Genomic DNA, 17259 nt, shown 5'->3' on the forward strand with positions numbered 1-17259 from the left:
CGGCGTCAAAAAATGGCAAGGATTATTTTGTTAACGGGGCATGACCAACTACCGCCTTCGCACGTTGATAAAACCATACCACACCCCATATAAACAACGCGTTAACAAAAGCAGCCCCGATAAAGATTAAAATACCCATAAAATCATCCCAAGCTTCATTCGTGAGATCGACTTTATAATATATCGCAACATCCAACAAAACACCTTCGGGTATAATTAGATAACCAATCAGGACGAAAAGGAAATATGAAATAAAAAAACCAACCAGAATATAACAAATTGAAAAGGCTTCATCAATATACCTGTATTGTGCCATATGCTCTAAGCGATGGAGTGGCCATGAACGGGGCCAAATTTAATAGCGCTTCGCGTAATAATAGATAATCTGATTTACGGGTAAGGTAATGCAGCCCTTACTGATTCCCTGATAACCGGCCGGATGAAGTCGAAAATTTCTATACTGTGTTCACGACCAGCGACATCAACTGCGCCTTTAATATCAGCACCACCATCATCTTTGAGCCAAAGGTAAGCGGGCATAGCCATTTTAAACCTCTTATATATGAGCTGAGCTTCAATATTAACACTATTAACTAATTATAAAAATGTAATTATTATTATTTATTTGAGTGATGTGACGACCAATAATATTGGGCGCATGAATAACACTGCATCAAATAATACGCATCGGTATTCATTATAATAAGACGCCGCAGTTAAGAAACGGCGTCAAGAACGGCAGGCCCGTAGCCGTATTACTTACTTTTGTAGAGGCTAGCTTGCTTTACGCAGGGCGGTCGAGGTATGGCGATTTTGCAGCTGCACCAGCCTTTCCATATAGGCAATATCCTTCGGCTGCAGGCAGAACGCTGCATCTACCCAATCTTCCGTAATATCCATCAGTTCTGCCCTTGGCAGCTGGAGGACGCGCTGACGAGCACGGAGCATGGCTCGCACGCCGTTCAGCTTGGGCTGCAGCGTATCGATAAAGGTACGGGTTGCCACGTAGCCCTGGTCAGGTTCAAACAATACATCGACTAAACCGTACTGTTCGTACCATTCCGCAGTATGGGACTCCCCTTTATAGATAAGATCTTCCGCGAGCTTCATGCCGGAGCGCCTGGCCACCAGCGAATAGCCGCCCATCCCTGGGAAGAGATTGAAGGCAATTTCCGGGAAGCCCAGCCGCGCATCGCGCTGTGCCAGAATAAAATGATGCGCAAGCGCCGCTTCAAAGCCGCCGCCCAGAGCGCTGCCTTCGACCATCGCCAGGCTTATCGCGCCGGTATCAAAACCGCGTGAGGCGGCATGAACGCAATCGACACAGGCGCGAGCATACGCCCGCAAAGCTTCACGCCGCCCCTGCCGTATGGTCTCGACGAAAAAGCCCAGGTCGCCGCCGGTATTGTACATCCCCTGGACCAGCGAGCCGGTAACCCAAAAGTCCACCTCAAATCCCGACTGCTGGACCAGATAGCTAAGGTTCATGATCTCTTCGATCAGGACGTGGTTAAAGCACGGCCGCGGCTGCGCCCGCAGCATCATCCACACCGTGCGGCGCTCTTCTTCGTAATAACCCGACAGCTGAGTAAAACGTGCAGTATCGGTAAACAATTTGCAGGTTGGTTGGTTTAGTACTGTCATCTTTTAATCCTGGGTTTCAGGGTGGGAGAACGATCTAAGGAGCCTTAGATCGCGTTGCAAAGCAGTCAATTACCGCCGTGCATGGGCAAACAATAGTTTCTGTTTGTCCCGCTTTGCGGTTATTTTTCTACCGCCATTACTTTCCCACGACTTATCGGACCAGATGACCAAACCGAAAGATTATTTATCTATGTATCAGGATCGAAGCCCAAAAAAACGCCCATCGGAATGGGCGTTTCAGACTGATGACAAACCTACAGCGAACGAATTTCGCAAAGATCTCACCGAATAGATAACAAGGAAAATCAATTCATTGATTTTCGCCTGCTTACCACAAAGAAGGAAAAACCACGCTTTTTCCTTCTTTGTCAGTAATCGAACGCCCATCGGAATGGGCGTTCGTGTGTACTTTTTAGCTTAGGGATGCGTTAGCCTTTGGCTTTTCCCGGCAGGGTTTTCATCAGTTCGTCCGGGCTGATGGTCGCCACGATGCTGCCGGGGAGCGGCATCTTAAGAATATGATTTTTCATCTTGCCGATGACGTGCATCTCGCACGGACGGCAGTCGAACTTCAGCGTCAGCACCTCGTCGCCGTGGACCAGCTGCATTGGGGTAGCGCGCCAGCTCTTGATATTGCCTTTCGCCTGCTTCGGGCAGAGGTTAAACGCAAAGCGCAGGCAGTGTTTGGTGATCATTACCGGCACTTCGCCCTTCTCTTCGTGGGCTTCATACGCGGCATCAATAAGCTTCACGCCATAGCGCTGATAAAACTCGCGCGCTTTGTGGTTGTAGACGTTAGCAAGAAACGTCAGGTGCTCTTCAGGATATACCGGCGCAGGTACCGAAACCGCTTTGCGGGAGCCGCGCTGATACTGCGCTAAACGCGCTTCAGTCAGCGCATCGACCGCATCACGGCGAAGCTGGTTTAGCAGGCTGTTCGGGACAAAGTACGGCTCAGGCAAGGTGATGTTGACCTGGCGCGCGGAGTACATGGTCTGCCCGAGCTTAGTCAGACCGTCGCGCAGATTGTCATAGGCTTTTTGCGGGTTGTTCGCGGCTTCAAACTGCCCCTCAAGCGTTTTCGTTATACTCACGCCCTCTTCGCTGGTCAGCGTCAGTACCAGCTGCTCCTGCCAGCCGCTCAGCTCCATATCCACCGCCACTCGCCTTTCGCTGGAGGTTTTCAGCAGCGCCTGCTGCCAGTTATGGTCGAGGTTGCGGTTCAGCGGATGGTGTGAGCGCAGATTTTTCAGCGTCTCCGGCATTTCATTCGGCCAGACGCGATACTGATTTTTACCCGTTTTCTCGACGGTGTTCGCGCGGAAGCCAACGATTTCACGTTTGATCAGCACGTTCAGACCGTCGCCGTTGGTTAGTTCATCCTTAACGGCAACGTCCAGATGATCTTTGCCAACCTTCAGCACTTCACCCACCTGCAGGCCGATGAATTTCGGGGAGTCAAAGGCGCCAATGTCGATTTTACGTTCATTCACGAAGTAGTCGGTGCTGCCACGGTGGAACGTTTTATCCGGGGACGGAATAAAGAAGTGGGACGTGCGGCCCGAAGAGGCGCGAACCAGGTCGGTACGGCTCTCCATCAGCTCATCAAGCAGCTGACGATAATAAGAGGTAATGTTTTTCACATAGCTCATATCTTTGTAACGCCCTTCAATCTTGAAGGAGCGTACACCCGCCTCTACCAGCGCCGCAAGGTTGGCGCTCTGGTCGTTATCTTTCATCGACAGGAGATGTTTTTCAAAGGCGACCACGCGGCCCTGATCATCTTTCAAAGTGTAAGGCAGGCGGCAGGCCTGCGAGCAGTCGCCACGGTTTGCGCTGCGGCCCGTCTGGGCGTGTGAAATATTGCACTGCCCGGAATAGGCCACGCAGAGCGCACCGTGAATAAAGAATTCGATGGTCGCATCAACGTTCTGGTGAATGGCGCGGATCTGGTCCAGGTTCAGCTCGCGGGCCAGAACAATCTGCGAGAAGCCAACGTCAGACAGAAACTTGGCTTTTTCTACGCTGCGGATGTCACACTGCGTGCTGGCGTGAATTTCAATGGGCGGCAGGTCCATTTCCATTACGCCCATGTCCTGCACGATTAGCGCATCGACGCCCACCTGATAAAGATCGTGGATCATCAGGCGCGCCGGTTCCAGCTCATTATCATGGAGAATGGTGTTCAGCGTGACGAAGATTTTCGCGCCGTAGCGATGGGCAAACGGCACCAGTTCGGCCAGGTCGCGCAGGCTGTTGCCCGCGTTGTGGCGCGCGCCAAAACCAGGGCCGCCGATGTAAACCGCATCTGCGCCATGCAGAATAGCTTCACGGGCAATGTCGGCGTCGCGGGCGGGGCTGAGTAATTCAAGATGATTTGCGTGCAGGCGCATATTGTTCATTTTCTGTCTGATGGCGAAAGGCGGCTATTGTAGTCAGAAAGACGCCTTAAAAACAGGGGATGTTTAGCCGATATCCCTCATCGCGCGGACGGCGATGCCGGGTAATGAATCAACGAATAAAACTGCACGCGATCGGTGCTGCTGTTGCGATAACCGTGTGCTTCATCCCCGGCGAAGCGGATCCCTTCACCGGCCGCGAGCGTTCGCCACTGCCCCTGAATCTGCATATCCAGTGCGCCGTTGATAACCGTGACGTGCTCTACCACGCCAACGTCATGCGGGGAGGATTCGCTTAGCGCGCCGGGTGCAAGGGAGATAGCGAACCAGTCGAAGCGTAGCTGTTCGTCGTAGGGAAACAGCGGTACCACCACCATGTCGCTGTTCTGGGGATCGAAAACCGCGCGTTCAGGCGGTTCGCTGGTCTGTAAAAAGACCGAAAACGGCACGTTAAAGCCGGTGGCTATCTTCCACAGCGTCGCCACCGTTGGGCTGGATTCGTTTCGCTCAATCTGTCCGAGCATCGCTTTTGACACGCCCGTCTTTTCCGCTGCGAGCGCCAGGCTCCAGCCCCGCGTCTGGCGAAGCGTTTTCAGGGTGGCGCTCAAATGGGCGGTGATATCCATTATGTTCTCCTTATTCACGGAGGGAGTATAGCCGCTTGTACGCTATAACGCACGGCGCTATACTCGACGGACGCTATAACGCACGGGAGAGCATCATGCGGTTACCCTCAATTCCCCTTCCTGCTTTACTTGCCGGCTTTGTGGCGGTGCTGGTGGGCTATGCAAGTTCAGCGGCCATCATCTGGCAGGCGGCTGATGCGGCGGGCGCAGACAGCGCGCAGATTGCCGGCTGGCTGACCATGCTGGGCCTGGGGATGGGCATAAGCACGCTGATTCTTACGCTGTGGTATCGCGCACCGATCCTTACCGCGTGGTCTACGCCTGGCGCCGCTTTGCTGGCTACCAGCCTGCACGGAAGCACCCTTAACGAAGCCGTTGGCGTCTTTATATTTTCTTCCGCGCTCATCCTGATATGCGGTGCCACCGGTCTGTTCGCCCGCCTGATGCGCCTCATCCCCCCAACGCTTTCCGCCGCCATGCTGGCCGGAATACTGCTGCGCTTCGGGCTGGATACCTTTACGTCGTTACAGGGTCACTTTTTGCTGTGCGGCACGATGCTGCTCAGCTGGCTGGTAGCAAAGCTGCTTGCCCCGCGCTATGCGGTAGTGGTTGCGATGATCGCGGGCTTAGTTATTTGCCTGGTCACAGGAGAATTCAGCACGGACAGCGTGCCGATGGGTGTGGTTTTACCGGAGTTCACCGCTCCCCACTTTTCGCTCTCCAGCCTATTGGGAATTGGCGTGCCCTTTTTCCTTGTCACTATGGCTTCGCAAAACGCACCGGGCGTGGCGACGTTAAAAGCTTCGGGCTACGATGTGCCCGTCTCTCCGCTGATGGTCGTTACCGCGCTGATAGCACTTGTGCTGGCCCCGTTTGGCGTATTCTCGATTTGTATCGCGGCGATTACCGCCGCAATTTGCCAGAGCAAAGAAGCCCATCCCGATCCTGACAAAAGATGGCTGGCCGCCGCCGCTGCGGGGGTATTCTATCTGCTGGCGGGTATTTTTGGCGGTTCGATATCATCGCTGCTGACCGCCCTGCCGGTGGCCTGGATCCATACGCTTGCCGGGCTGGCCCTGCTGAGCACCATTGCAGGAAGCCTGCATCAGGCGCTTAACAACGAGCGGGAGCGTGACGCCGCCGTTATCACTTTTCTGGTGACCGCGTCCGGACTCACGCTTGCAGGAGTGGGTTCAGCCTTCTGGGGGTTGCTGGCGGGTGGAATTTGTTACTGCGTGCTACTTGCCCGCAGAGCGTAGCTGCGAAGGCGTGACGCCCAGCATTGATTTAAAGCGGTTGCTGAAGTGGCTACCCGCAGGCCATCGCGATTTCAGTCAGGGATAGCGAGCTGTGGCGCACCAGCGTTTCGGCCCGAACCATGCGGCGCTGCATGACGTACTGATGCGGAGCCTGCCGGGTGGATTGTTTGAACATTCTCGCGAAGTGAAACTCGCTCAGCCCCGCCTCCAGCGCCAGTTCGGCAAGGGTCAGCGGCCCCGTCAGGCAGGCTGCCTTAATAAGCAAAGATGTACGCATGAATATTCCCTGTAATAGCATGTAACCGGCGCTGTTATAGCAAATGAAAAGCACACAAACTATGTAGCCGTCTTGTTTTGTCACAAATGGAGATTTTTAAGCGATCATTAAGCACCACAAGCTAAGTGGGAGAGTGAAATTTAATCGGTTAATGCGGATTAATTCTTCTTTATTCGCCTAATGCTACGGCTGATTTCGTATATCAGCATGCTTAAGATTATTAGCAGAGGTAACTTTGTGGATGATTCATAGCGAAGGGAAGCAGCCACAATGCGGAAAACCATGATAAACCACACTTTTACATTGGCTTACGGTGATTCAAAAAATCGCAGCCCATTAATATCCGCAAACAAAAACTAACATCATGGGCATTGTTTTTTAAGAATTTCGTCCTAAGTGAATTCTTAATCTTCCTTATCAAAGTGTATTCTTTCACAGATCAAATCAATAATAAGCAGCGTGCCGTAATAACTATCCGTTAACGGAAGGACGATGTCGCTCTTCGCAATAATCGGACTTTGCAAGCTGGCAATCACAATAACCGCCGCGCCATTAAGGCGGGCCTGATAAGCAGCAGCCATTAATGCTGGTTCGGGAATGTTTCCTGCAACGATAACCAGCGCCTGCCCCGCGCGCAGCATCGATGCGGTAATGCTCATCAGCGCTGGGTCAAGGCAGAGGCTGGCGGGAAGGCTTTGCGTTAACAGGCGGTATTGCAGAAGGCTGGCAAAGGGAGTATCCGCAGCACCTGCACTAAAAATATGTACGCCGCTGGCGCGTTGTAATGCTGTCACGGCCTGCTGCAGCGTAGCTGGGGACAGCTCGCCCAGCTGGGTGCCAAGTGAACCGGTAACGCCCTGGAGCTTGTTCCGCCAGAGCTGCGGCAGCCCCCCGGCCGGTGCAGGCTGGCTGGACTGGGCCAGCTTCATGCGCAGATCGCGGATATCGTCGCAGCCCGAGGCCCGGGCAAAGCGCGTGATGGTTGCCGGGCTGACGCCCGCCGCGCTGGCAAGCTGGTCAATCGTCGCCGAGCAGGCAAAAGCCACGTCGTCCAGAATAGTTTGCGCTACCCGCGCTTCCTGCTGGCTAAAGTCTCCCAGCCGGCTGCGGATGCGGGCCAGAATGTCGCCTGCGCCTTCTTTCCCCGTCGAGTGTGTAAACCGCGCCAGAATATCGCTGCTGACGCCCGCTTTCGCCGCGAGCTGCTGCAGCGCGCCGGGTTCTACCCATGCCGCATCCCCCAGAATCCCCGACGGCGACGGCAGCGGACTGCCGCTGATGTCCTGCTGCTGATGGCGCACCCGACCGAGAAAATCATTGATGTCACGACAGCCGATGCTGCGGGCAAAGTTGTGCAGCGTCGCCGAGCTGACGCCTGCCCGGGCGGCTAACTCTTCCATTGTTGATTCAGGCACCTGAGAAAAATTCTCGAGGAAGAACCGCGCGAGGCGGGACTCCTGGGCAGGCAGACCTGATAACCCACTTACCAGCTGGTAAACAATATCCATGAGGGTCAGTTCCTTACGTTGGCGACGGCGGGACGATGAAATCATCATAGATCATTGAAATTATTTTTCAATTTTTACCGAGCAGGGCCGCAGAACTTTTCAGCTATTACGCAAAGGTTTGCTGATTTAGTTATTCAGATCACATAACTGTGCCTGACATCCAGGCTCCGCGCGATAATCCAACGGCGATCACACTCATGAAAATAATTTTCATGCATGCTGCGCAAAACCGCTAATGTATGAAATATGTTTTCAAAAGCCGCAGGAGTTGTAATGAAAAAGATCGTATTGTGCTGTGCCGCAGGCATGTCCACCAGCATGCTGGTTCAGAAAATGAAAAACGAAGCGGCAAAGCGTGCGCTGGACGTTGCTATCGATGCTTACCCGGTCGCGGAAATTGAGAGCGAGCTAAAACATGCGGATGTCGTGCTGCTTGGCCCGCAGGTACAGTTTGAACTGCAAAGGCTGACGGAGCTTGCAGGCCCGCTCGGCAAGCCCGTCGCGGTTATCGATATGATGGATTACGGCACCATGCGCGGTGACCGCGTTCTGGATAAAGCCCTCGCCATGATGGAGGCTCTTCCCTCAGGCCAGTGAATTAGAGGAAACACGAGTATCACGATTCAAAACTAACGGAGGCAACGATGAAAATTACCGTTGTTGGCGGGGGCAGTAGCTATACCCCGGAACTGATTGAAGGTCTGATTGCGCGCCACGCTTCCCTGCCGATTACGGAACTGGCGCTGGTGGATGTGGAAGCTGGCCGCCGGAAAGTGGAGATTATTTCCGCCCTTGCCCGCCGCATGCTGGATCGCAACGGACTTGAGGCCGTAAAAGTCTCGGTACATTTCGATGCAGACCGCGCCATTGCAGGCTCAAGCTTCGTCTTAACCCAGCTTCGTGTTGGACAGCTACCGGCCCGCGCTGCCGACGAACGCCTTGGCTTAAGCCATAAGCTGCTCGGCCAGGAAACCACGGGCGTCGGCGGCTTTGCAAAAGCCCTGCGTACCATTCCGGTGATGCTGGACATTGCCCGCCGTGTAGAACGCCTGGCTCCGGACGCCTGGATCATCAACTTTACCAATCCGGCAGGCATCGTCACGGAAGTCGTTTCCCGCTACAGCAGGGCGAAAATCATCGGCCTGTGCAACGTGCCGGTGACCATGCACCATACGATAGCCGATATGTTAAAACTCCCCCATAACGAGGTTTCCCTGCGCTTTGCTGGCCTGAACCATATGGTCTGGGTACATAAGGTGCTTGCCGCCGGGCATGACGCAACCGATGAAGTTATAGAGATGCTGTGCGACGGCGAACAGCTCTCAATGAATAACATTAAGGCGACTCCATGGCCCGCGGACATGCTGCGTGCGCTACGTGCCATTCCCTGCCCTTATCACCGCTATTTCTGGCAGACCCGCACCATGGTTGAAGATGAACTTAAGGATGCGGACACCAAAGGCACACGGGCCGAACAGGTGATGAAGGTCGAAGACGCTCTCTTCGCCCTCTATGCAGATCAAAATCTTGACCACAAGCCGGAAGAGCTGAGCCAGCGCGGCGGCTCTTTCTATTCCGAAGTTGCCGTTCAGCTGATTAACGCCCTGCACAATAACCTCGGCGTTGAGATGGTAGTCAATACTGCCAACAACGGGGCGATCCAGTGTTTGCCGGATGATGCCGTTATTGAAACCAACTGCCTGATTGACGCACTGGGCGCCCATCCCCTGGCGTTTGGCAAACTGCCGCCGCTGATGAACGGGCTGACCCAGCAGGTAAAAGATTTTGAACGGCTGACCATCGAGGCCGCCGTCCATGGCGATAAGCAAAAGGCGCTGCTGGCGCTGGTCGCCAACCCGCTGGTCAGCGATGTAAACCTTGCCTCCGCGCTGGTTGAAGAAGTCCTGAGTATTAACAAAGCGTGGCTGCCGCAGTTCGCCAGATAAGTGTTGTTCACCAAAACCAAATAACAATAATACCCGGTCGGCAGGCTCTGCCCCGGGCAGGGGGTGTCTGTGTCAGTGAGTAAATCCATTATCGAAAAATACGTGCTGCCGACCGCGTTAAAAATAGCCGGGCAAAAGCACGTGCTGTCCGTGCGTGACGGTATCATTCTGAACATGCCGTTTATGCTTATCGGCTCTTTCTTCCTGATTTTTGCCTACCTGCCGGTGCCGGGTTATGCCCAGATGATGACCGGCCTCTTTGGCCCAACCTGGCAGGAAAAGGTGCTCTACCCGGTAAAGGCGACTTACGACATCATGGCGATAATCTCCGCCTTTGGTATCGCCTACCGGCTGGCTGAAAAGTACCGCACCCTCGACCCGCTGACCGCGGGGGCCGTTTCGCTGGTGGCGTTCATCATGACCATTCCCCAGCACATCATGTTCACCCCTGCGGCAGGTGACGCCGCCGTGCTGGTGAAAGGCGTGATGCCGATGGGCCAGATAGGCAGCCAGGGGCTGTTTGTCGCTATCATCATCGCGCTGATGTCGACGGAGATTTACCGCTTTATTAACGACCGCAATCTGGTGATTCGCATGCCCGAGGGCGTGCCGCCAGCGGTGGCAAAATCGTTCCTTGCCCTGATCCCCGGCTTCTGCGTACTGGCCGTAGTACTGGCGCTGCGTCTGCTGGTGGAAGCCACGCCGTTTGGTGATATCAACACCATGATCACCGACCTGGTCGGTATTCCAATGAGCCACGTCGGCGGCTCGCTGCCGGGAATGATTGTCTCGGTGCTGCTGATCGGCATTCTGTGGATGCTGGGCCTGCACGGCGACACTATCGTGCTGGTATTTATCCGCCCGGTCTGGCTGAGCAACATGGCGGAAAACCTGGAAGCGTTTCAGAACGGTCTGCCGATCCCGCACATCATTACCCAGCAGTTCTATGACCTGTGGATCGCCCCCGGCGGCACGGGCGCGCTGTTAGGGTTGGTGATCTTTATGCTCATCCGCAGCCGCAGCGCGCAGATGAAGCAGCTGGGTAAAATCGCCGCGCCCGGCAGCCTGTTCAATATTAGCGAACCAATGGTGTTCGGCATTCCGATTGTCATGAACCCGTACCTGGTCGTGCCGTTTATTCTCACGCCGGTTGTTTTGGTTGTCGTCTCTTACGTTGCGATGACGACGGGCCTGGTGGCAAAACCGGCCGGTATTGCCCTACCGTTTACCACGCCGATTGTGGTCAGCGGCTATCTGGCAACCGGCGGGCATATTTCCGGCTCGGTGCTGCAGATTGTGAACCTGGGAATTTCGCTGGTGATGTATTACCCGTTTTTCCGCATCTGGGATAACCTGAAATTTCGTGAAGAGCAGGCCAGCCAGAAGTCTCAGCTGGCTGAGCTGCAGGGCGTTGCTGAACGCAGCCCGACCTGATGACAAATAAACCCTGCCGCGTAACTGCGGCAGGGTTTATTATCTTGTCTCATAACTATCAACTTCGAATGAACATTAAATTACCGTTCAGAGAATAACTTAGATCCGTCACGCCCGCTGAGAACGCCATTCTGGTCGGCGATGTCACACTGATTTTCCTCTGCACTGAATCTTTCAAATCTTGAGAATTTATAACGGGAAGCACAACCCCGGAGGACACATCCGTCACTGTTAAATAATAAGAAAGCTGGGGAGCAACAAAATAATAGTTATTATTAGGCGCGCCCTGCATCACTATTGCCGGCACAGCATCAATATACAGCGCCACGCACATAGTGAGTGAGTCAATGACGGTAAAACTAGTGTCGGTCACTATTACTAACTTAGCATTTATACCACTATCATAATAAGCCGCCCCTGAGACAAAATCGTTATTCTGATACTGCACTGGGAGGATGTTATTTCCCCCAGACGTGGATGGATAAAAAGGTGCCGTTAGCTGGCCTGAAACATAGCGGACGCCAATATCAACCGGCCGCGATGTTCTCCCCCATCCCAGTCCAAATGCCGTTGCATCCCAACAGAACAGCGCCGTCACCCCCGCCCCTATTGTTTTGACTTTCCAGACCAGGGAAAAATCTCCACCGCCAGATGCATCAGCCACAAAGATCGCCACGTTCTGCGGCGCACCGCTGCTGTTAGTGATATTCACAGAATACATCACATCGTGGCCTCCTTCTGTTTCGATGAACCAATCTGCCACGAATGACAGATTGGTTTTACTATAAATAACAGTTATTCAATCTTCATTGTGAATATTAGAGAGGCACGAAGCTTAATGTTTCGTCGAGTTTAAATTTCAATGAGGTTATGCCATCAGCAAAGGCGAATTGCGTCGGGCTGCTGACAAAGGTTCCTGAAACGGCAACCCCCTGCTTAGAGTCAGTGGTACAAATCCAGTAAGTGGGATGCGTATTAAACAAGAAATTCCCATTTGGCTTGCCCTGCATGGCAAATGCCGGCAGAGAGTTCATATAAACCGCAACGCTCATTGCCAGCGACTGTGGAACGGTAAACGTTGAGTCGGTGCTGACCAGCATACTGCCGCTGGGCACTTCCGGGTCGTGGTAAGCCGTCGGTGACGTCTGGAACTGACCGTTGACATAAGTCACCCCCATCTTATTGTTTCCGCTCGACGTTGTTGGATTCATGCTTTGAATTGGCCCGCCAGAACTCCACTGTACGCCCGGTGCAAGGGGCTGCTCCGTTGTCCCCCAGTTTAATGCCCAGTCTATGGACCAGTTATAGGTGTTAGTATTGCCATTATTAACGGTTTGCAGTAGCCACACTAGCGGCAACCCGCCGACAAGATTAGGGAAAGTTTGATAAATTGCAACATTCGCAGGTGCGCCACTGCTATTTAAAACAGAAATGGAATAGGAAGACATGATTGTATTTCCTCGCAGTATTGGTGAGCTATGGTAGTTAAAAACAAAAACCAAATGGATATGACAAAATGTTCCGGAACAATTTAATTATTACCCTAATTTCTGATTGTGCAAATGATTTCAATGGTAGTTTTTGAATATATTCATGTTAAATAAAGCACTACATTGATTGGTATTGAAAAAGTCATGCGAATATATTATCGCCTATTTTCAGTGTCCGTTTTATGAAATCACACTATGTACATATAAATAGTGAGTAATTTAACTTAAGGTGTTTTTTTATAAACGAAGCGACACTTCCTGAAAAAGATCCACTAATCAGATTAAAGTATGATATATCCATTATACCAAACGACATCCAGCTTACCATTGGCAGCCATCCACATGATTATTATGAAGAATAAAAATATCGTTTTTTGAATTGCTTTTTCCTCACCAATTAATTACTTTTAAACCTGTGGTCAGTTTTATTTTTATATTCTCCTGTTCATATTCTGACTGCACTCATTGACGTATACCAACCTGCCTCTATGAGGTTAATACCACCTCCAACTTTTAGGTGATAAAAATGTCTGATGCAATTGAAACTGTAACGTTATTTCAGGTAAGTCCAACAACTGATGCAGAAAACAACCGTGTCGGAATACCGCCCTCGCTGCTTGGCATCATCAAATTAGCCGCACTTCCCTCTTTTAGCATCACGGCAATAGTTGCCTTAGGTTCTGAAGTAAAACTGAGCGTTAAACCAACTTCCGTCACTAATGAATTCACATGGACTTATACGGGACCATTATCTGCGAGTGCCTTAAAAACTTATTTTAACTCTGGCAAAGAAGTTAAGGTCGAGTCCTGAGTCAGTTCTCTAATTTTCTTTTTTTAGCCATACCAGCACAGTGTTTTATTCGACGTAGCGAAAAAAAACTCTGGCGCTCACGCGTCAGGGCTTATGTATTGCGGATGATGCTCTCCGTCTTTCACTCACTTGAGGTATTCACCACACTCGTAGGTGACGAGTTTCGAGGCATTTTGTAACGTGGCTTTGAAACTTTGTTTGCTGACAGCTAAGTCGGCGTGACTTAAGCCGGCTTAGCCGTCATTTATCCATCGATCAGTTTTTACGTGCGAGCATAGTCGCAAAACGCAGTTTGATGCGGTTACCTTCGGCGTCGGTTCTGTGCAGCTCGCCCACGTCCTCGTTGTATTTAATCAGCTCCCACCCTTCGTAATAGTTGCTCAGTTCACCCGCCTTAAACGCAAACGGGAAGCCAACGTTGCAGGGATAATCTTCAGTGTCCATCGCGGCCACGATCAGATTGTAGCCGCCCGCCCTGGTGCAGCGCTGCATGTTGGCAATCAGGCCCGGGATGGTGTCTCGCTCAAGGAACATCATCACCACGGTAGAGAGAATAAAATCGTACTCGCCGTCAAACTTCAGCTCATTGAGATTCACAATATCGGTGACGATGTTTTGCAGCCCTTCCGTCTCAATGATTTGCGCGAGGTTATTGATGCTCATGGGATTTTTGTCCCAGGCGGTGACATCAAAACCTTTCAGATTCAGGTACAGGCTGTTACGCCCGCTGCCGCAGCCGAGATCGAGGGTTTTACCCGGCGGCACAATCGTGGCCGCGTTGAGCACTTCAGAATGGGTGGCGGTTAAACTGTATTTTTCGGTGTAGTAATTTTCTGGTTTCTTATCCATGACGGCTCCCTGGACATGCCAATTTCTCTGATTATTAAAATGCATCTGGAATGCATTTTATTCGATCCCCCTGCCGAACGCCACGCCGACAAATTTCCTGCTACGTTTTAAGCAGCGCTCTGTGGAGGATACGGATGAACAAATACCGGTTAACCGACGATTACCAGCTGCATACTTATCTGCAGGACGGTGAGAAACAGCAGGTCAAACTACGGCAGATTGTCGCGCTGCGGGATTTTGCCGATGTGAAACAAGGGCAAACCGGCGGCTGGGTTGAAAGCGAAATGAATCTGGCCCAGCAGGGTGATTGCTGGGTATATGACAATGATTGCCTGATCTTTGGCAGTTCCGATGTTCGCGATAAAGCACAGGTGCGCGGGGTGTCCACCCTTTGCCATCAGGCCCATGTCTACGGCAACGCCGTTATTCAGGATTCACTGATCAGCGGCGAATGTAACGTCTTCGGTAACGCCCGGATAAGCGATGGCAGCCAGATTATCGCCGTGCGTGGGCTAACGGCGGACCGCGACCAGCTGCTGCAAATCTATGACAACGCGCAGGTGACGGCCTCACGGGTTGTCCATCAGGCGCAAATCTATGGCGATGCGGTTGTTCGCTATGCGTTTGTCGAGCACCGCGCCGAGGTGTTCGGCCACGCGCTACTGGAGGGCAATGAGGAAAATAACGTCTGGATCTGCGACTGCGCCCGAATTTTTGACAACGCCCGTATTATTGCGGGCAGCGGTGAAGACCAGATCCCCACTATCCGCTACTCGTCCCAGGTCTATGGCAATGCGCTTATTGTAGGTGACTGCGTGCTGAAGCATCAGGTGCATATTTACGGTGATGCGACGCTAACAGGCGGCCCTCTGCAGCTGGATAACAAGGTTCAGGTCTACGGCAGCGCGAGAGTGACGGGTAACGTGCTGATTGAAAATAACGTGCAGATTTACGACCGGGCCGAGGTGGATGGCCTTGATGGCGAGCTTATCCATATTCGCGGCATCAAGGACATCGGCGGCGCCCAGCGGGTGACGCGTACGCCGTTCTATGGCGTTTTCTGACTACGCGATAATGCGGGCATAAATATTCTGATCGTGAAACTGCCCGTTGAGGTATTCAGCCTGCCGCAGGCAGCCTTCCAGCGTAAAGCCGCTGCGGCGAGCAACCCGATTGCTGGCCTCGTTTGCCACACGGCATTTAATAACGAAGCGGCGGATGGTGCCTTCTTTTGAATATTTTGCCACTACGGCTTCGATGGCCCTGGATATAATCCCCTGCCCCTGCATATCTTCATCCAGCCAGTAACCGATATAGGCCGTTTTGTTTGTCTGTTCGATGGCGTTAAACGAAAACACGCCGATCATCTCGTCGCGCCGATAAATCAGGAACATTTTCGCGCCACCGTGATGGTGCAGCATGTAATTGCCCTGCGCTGTTTTACGGATGTCCTCAACCGACGTGACGTACTGCGGCCAGTCCATCGCTTTTTGAAGCCAGGCCTGGTTGTGCATCACAAGGTCGAACAGCGCCTCCGCATACTTTTCATGTATAGATTTTAATACCAGCTTATCGCCGAAAATAATCTCTTCATCCTGCCAGTTTTCAGCCTCTTGCACCGCGAGCCTCCTTCTTCGTGTCTGTTTACTATAGTTAGCACAGGCATTAAAAAGGGGAAAGGTTATGTCTCGCGTCATTGCGGCAAACATGGTGCAAAAAGGGAGCCCTGCACCAGGTTAGTTCCCCACCGTTGCGCATTATCCTGCAAAAAACGCCAGAAACGTAAGTTTCACCGCCCGTCAAATCTGGTACAAAAGTTGCTACTTCATCAGGGTAACCATAAGGAGACCGAGATGAAAGCGATCGTAATAGGCGGCGGCATTGGCGGATTATCAGCAGCTATCGCGCTGAAACGGTGTGGTATCGCAACAGAAGTGTACGAGGCCGTGAAGGAGATTAAACCCGTTGGCGCGGCGATTTCCATCTGGCCTAACGGCGTGAAGTGCCTCAACTGGCTCGGTATGAAAGAACGGCTGCAGCAGCTTGGCGGGCCCATGGAATTTATGGCCTATCAGGAATATCTGCAGGGCCAGACCCTGACCCGCTTCAGCCTCGACCCGCTGATCAACAGCGTTGGCGAACGCCCCTATCCCGTCGCGCGGGCGGAGTTGCAGGATATGCTGCTCGATACCTATGGCCGCACAGACGTGCATTTTGGCAAGCGAGTGGCAAAGGTCGAAGAGTTTGACGGCGGCGTGCGGGCCATTTTCGAAGACGGGCACGTGGCCGAGGGCGACCTGCTGATTGCCGCAGACGGCACGCATTCCACCATCCGCCCCTATGTTCTGGGATTTGAGACGGAACGTCGTTACGCGGGCTATGTCAACTGGAACGGGCTGGTGGAGATTGACGAGTCAATCGCCCCCGCCAACCAGTGGACGACGTTTGTGGGCGAAGGCAAACGCGTCTCGCTGATGCCCGTCTCCGGCAATCGCTTTTATTTCTTTTTTGATGTTCCGCTGCCAAAAGGCCTGGCGGAAGATCGCGCAACGGTAAAAGAAGATCTTACCCGTTACTTCAGCGGCTGGGCGGATCCGGTGCAAAAACTGATTTCAGCGATCGATCCACAGACAACCAATCGCATAGAAATTCATGATATCGAACCATTTATGCATCTGGTACGCGGCAGAGTGGCTCTGCTTGGGGACTCAGGCCACAGCACCACTCCGGATATCGGTCAGGGCGGTTGCGCCGCGATGGAAGACGCCGTGGTGCTGGCAATAGCCCTGCAAACCAACTCCCTTGGCGTAGAAGATGCCCTGCTCCGTTACCAGGATAAACGTGCGTATCGGGTAAAAGATCTGGTGCTCAAAGCCCGCAAACGCTGCGATGTCACCCATGGTAAAGACATGGCCGTCACCCGCAGCTGGTACGAAGAGCTGAAAAGCGAAACGGGCGAGCGCGTACTGTCCGGCATGCGCGAAACGATTCTTGGTGGTCCTCTGGAGTAGTTATG

General features: G+C 52.7%; 16 protein-coding genes and 2 pseudogenes. 7 read left to right on the forward strand and 11 right to left on the reverse strand.

The genetic code is table 11. The annotated features are described in order from the left end of the window. Positions 1-22: 22 nt before the first annotated feature. From ACA108_11540 to ACA108_11560, 5 genes and pseudogenes are all read right to left on the reverse strand, one after another. Entirely contained in the window at positions 23-316 is a 294-nt protein-coding gene (locus tag ACA108_11540; protein XEX94058.1) for a hypothetical protein, read from the reverse strand. A gap of 134 nt (positions 317-450) precedes the next feature. After that, positions 451-546, reverse strand: a pseudogene (locus ACA108_11545) (type VI secretion system tube protein Hcp). Positions 547-774: 228 nt separating this feature from the next. Then, positions 775-1644: a crotonase/enoyl-CoA hydratase family protein gene (locus tag ACA108_11550; protein ID XEX94059.1), complete on the reverse strand. Its 870-nt coding sequence runs from the start codon at positions 1642-1644 to the stop codon at positions 775-777. Positions 1645-2072: 428 nt separating this feature from the next. After that, complete coding sequence (locus ACA108_11555; protein XEX98083.1) at positions 2073-4037, reverse strand: U32 family peptidase; 1965 nt, start codon at positions 4035-4037, stop codon at positions 2073-2075. Positions 4038-4123: 86 nt separating this feature from the next. Further along, the gene (locus tag ACA108_11560) at positions 4124-4669 is read right to left on the reverse strand and encodes a helix-turn-helix domain-containing protein (protein ID XEX94060.1); all 546 of its coding nucleotides are present in this window, start codon (positions 4667-4669) and stop codon (positions 4124-4126) included. A gap of 95 nt (positions 4670-4764) precedes the next feature. On the opposite strand from ACA108_11560, the gene ACA108_11565 reads away from it, so the two are divergent. After that, positions 4765-5928 carry a benzoate/H(+) symporter BenE family transporter gene (locus ACA108_11565; GenBank protein ID XEX94061.1) on the forward strand — a complete coding sequence of 388 codons (1164 nt, stop codon included), beginning with the start codon at positions 4765-4767 and terminating at the stop codon, positions 5926-5928. Here ACA108_11565 and ACA108_11570 read toward each other — a convergent pair. Beyond that, positions 5908-6178 (reverse strand): annotated as a pseudogene (locus ACA108_11570) (helix-turn-helix transcriptional regulator). The gene ACA108_11565 and the pseudogene ACA108_11570 sit on opposite strands and share 21 nt — an antisense overlap. Positions 6179-6609: 431 nt before the next feature. Further along, complete coding sequence (locus ACA108_11575; protein ID XEX94062.1) at positions 6610-7713, reverse strand: MurR/RpiR family transcriptional regulator; 1104 nt, start codon at positions 7711-7713, stop codon at positions 6610-6612. Positions 7714-7986: 273 nt separating this feature from the next. On the opposite strand from ACA108_11575, the gene ACA108_11580 reads away from it, so the two are divergent. From ACA108_11580 to celB, 3 genes are all read left to right on the forward strand, one after another. Next, a complete protein-coding gene (locus ACA108_11580; protein XEX94063.1) occupies positions 7987-8310 on the forward strand; it encodes a PTS sugar transporter subunit IIB in 324 nt (107 codons plus the stop codon). A 47-nt stretch (positions 8311-8357) separates the two neighbouring features. Then, a complete protein-coding gene (locus ACA108_11585; protein XEX94064.1) occupies positions 8358-9659 on the forward strand; it encodes a 6-phospho-beta-glucosidase in 1302 nt (433 codons plus the stop codon). 75 nt (positions 9660-9734) lie between these two features. Further along, complete coding sequence (gene celB / locus ACA108_11590) at positions 9735-11093, forward strand: PTS cellobiose transporter subunit IIC (protein ID XEX98084.1); 1359 nt, start codon at positions 9735-9737, stop codon at positions 11091-11093. A gap of 58 nt (positions 11094-11151) precedes the next feature. Here the strand turns inward: celB and ACA108_11595 are convergent, their stop codons facing one another. Then, complete coding sequence (locus tag ACA108_11595) at positions 11152-11814, reverse strand: hypothetical protein (protein ID XEX98085.1); 663 nt, start codon at positions 11812-11814, stop codon at positions 11152-11154. Positions 11815-11911: 97 nt separating this feature from the next. Then, positions 11912-12541 carry a hypothetical protein gene (locus ACA108_11600; GenBank protein ID XEX94065.1) on the reverse strand — a complete coding sequence of 210 codons (630 nt, stop codon included), beginning with the start codon at positions 12539-12541 and terminating at the stop codon, positions 11912-11914. Between the two features lie 568 nt (positions 12542-13109). On the opposite strand from ACA108_11600, the gene ACA108_11605 reads away from it, so the two are divergent. Then, complete coding sequence (locus ACA108_11605; GenBank protein XEX94066.1) at positions 13110-13394, forward strand: hypothetical protein; 285 nt, start codon at positions 13110-13112, stop codon at positions 13392-13394. Between the two features lie 255 nt (positions 13395-13649). Here ACA108_11605 and tehB read toward each other — a convergent pair whose 3' ends face one another. Then, complete coding sequence (gene tehB / locus ACA108_11610) at positions 13650-14243, reverse strand: tellurite resistance methyltransferase TehB (protein ID XEX94067.1); 594 nt, start codon at positions 14241-14243, stop codon at positions 13650-13652. Positions 14244-14377: 134 nt separating this feature from the next. On the opposite strand from tehB, the gene ydcK reads away from it, so the two are divergent. After that, positions 14378-15307 (forward strand): YdcK family protein, encoded by a 930-nt coding sequence (gene ydcK, locus ACA108_11615; GenBank protein ID XEX94068.1) that lies wholly within the window; start codon positions 14378-14380, stop codon positions 15305-15307. Here ydcK and rimL read toward each other — a convergent pair whose 3' ends face one another. Further along, entirely contained in the window at positions 15308-15862 is a 555-nt protein-coding gene (gene rimL / locus ACA108_11620) for a 50S ribosomal protein L7/L12-serine acetyltransferase (GenBank protein ID XEX94069.1), read from the reverse strand. Between the two features lie 234 nt (positions 15863-16096). Between rimL and hpxO the strand changes: the two genes are divergently transcribed. Continuing rightward, on the forward strand, positions 16097-17254 hold the full coding sequence (hpxO, locus tag ACA108_11625; GenBank protein ID XEX94070.1) for an FAD-dependent urate hydroxylase HpxO: 1158 nt from the start codon (positions 16097-16099) through the stop codon (positions 17252-17254). Positions 17255-17259: the final 5 nt, after the last annotated feature.

Source organism: Dryocola sp. LX212 (genome assembly GCA_041504365.1).
Lineage (GTDB): Bacteria > Pseudomonadota > Gammaproteobacteria > Enterobacterales > Enterobacteriaceae > Dryocola.